Genomic DNA, 1211 nt, shown 5'->3' on the forward strand with positions numbered 1-1211 from the left:
GGGGCAGGGAACATGCTGAGGAACCCTGCCCGGTTCGCACGGTCTTTCAGCGGGACCGGGACCGGATTATTCATTCCAAAGCATTCCGGCGTTTAAAACTGAAAACACAGGTGTTCATTATTCCCGAGGGGGACCATTACCGCACCAGGCTGACCCACACCCTAGAGGTGGCGCAAATTGCCAGGACCTGTGCCAAGGCCCTGGGTCTTAATGAAGATTTAACCGAGGCCATCGCCCTGGGGCATGACCTGGGACACACTCCCTTCGGTCATGCCGGGGAACAGGTGCTGGACATGGTCTACGCCCCCGGGTTTAGACATAACGAACAAAGCCTCCGGGTGGTAGATCAATTAGAGGGCCAAAACGGCCTGAACCTTACCTATGAGGTCAGGGACGGCATTTTAAATCACACCGGGCCCAACATCCCCGTCACCCTGGAAGGCAGATCGTAAGAATTGCCGACCGCATCGCCTATATCAATCATGACATTGACGACGCCCTGCGGGCCGGTGTGCTGAACCAGCAGAACCTGCCCGGGGACTGCTTGAAAGTGCTGGGCGGACGCCACAGCCAGCGGATCAACACCATGGTTCTGGACCTGATTCAATCCAGCATGGGCAAAGCGGCAATCACCATGAGCCCACAAGTGCAGGAGGCCATGGACCGGTTGAGAACCTTTATGTTTGATTATGTATATATTGGTTCTGAGGCCAAGAAAGAAGAGAATAAAGCCCGGCATGTAGTGAAGGGGCTCTACCTGTACTATACTGAACATCCCGCTTCTCTGCCCGATGACTTGCTAAACAAGGTGGACCGGGAAGGCATTGCCCGGGTGGTGGCGGACTATATCGCCGGCATGACTGACCGGTTTGCTGTTGCCCAATATAAAAAGTTGTTTATCCCTAAAGGATTTCCCCCGGGATAAACAGTTTTGATATATTCATTGTAAATATTGGCAATAATAAAGCTGTTGCCCTAAGAAAAAATGTCGAAGCATTGCAGGAAATTTTTTAGCAACAGCGAATAAACTTTAAACTGTAGTTCCGATTCCGGGTTTCTTCCAGCGGCAGGAAAAGCACCCTTGGACAGAGAAAATGTAAAGTATTAGCAGGGAGAAGGGTGGTTTTTATGGCGGGACGGATCCCGGATGCCGTTATTGAAGAGATCAGGCAAAGATCCGATATCGTTGAAGTTGTTTCCCGTTACCTCCG

The 1211-nt window shown here is 51.5% G+C and carries 1 pseudogene; it reads left to right on the forward strand.

The features are described 5' to 3' along the window. A pseudogene (locus P378_RS17130) lies at positions 1–925 on the forward strand (deoxyguanosinetriphosphate triphosphohydrolase); the annotation flags it as partial. Between the last annotated feature and the right edge of the window lie 286 nt (positions 926–1211).

Source organism: Desulforamulus profundi (assembly GCF_002607855.1).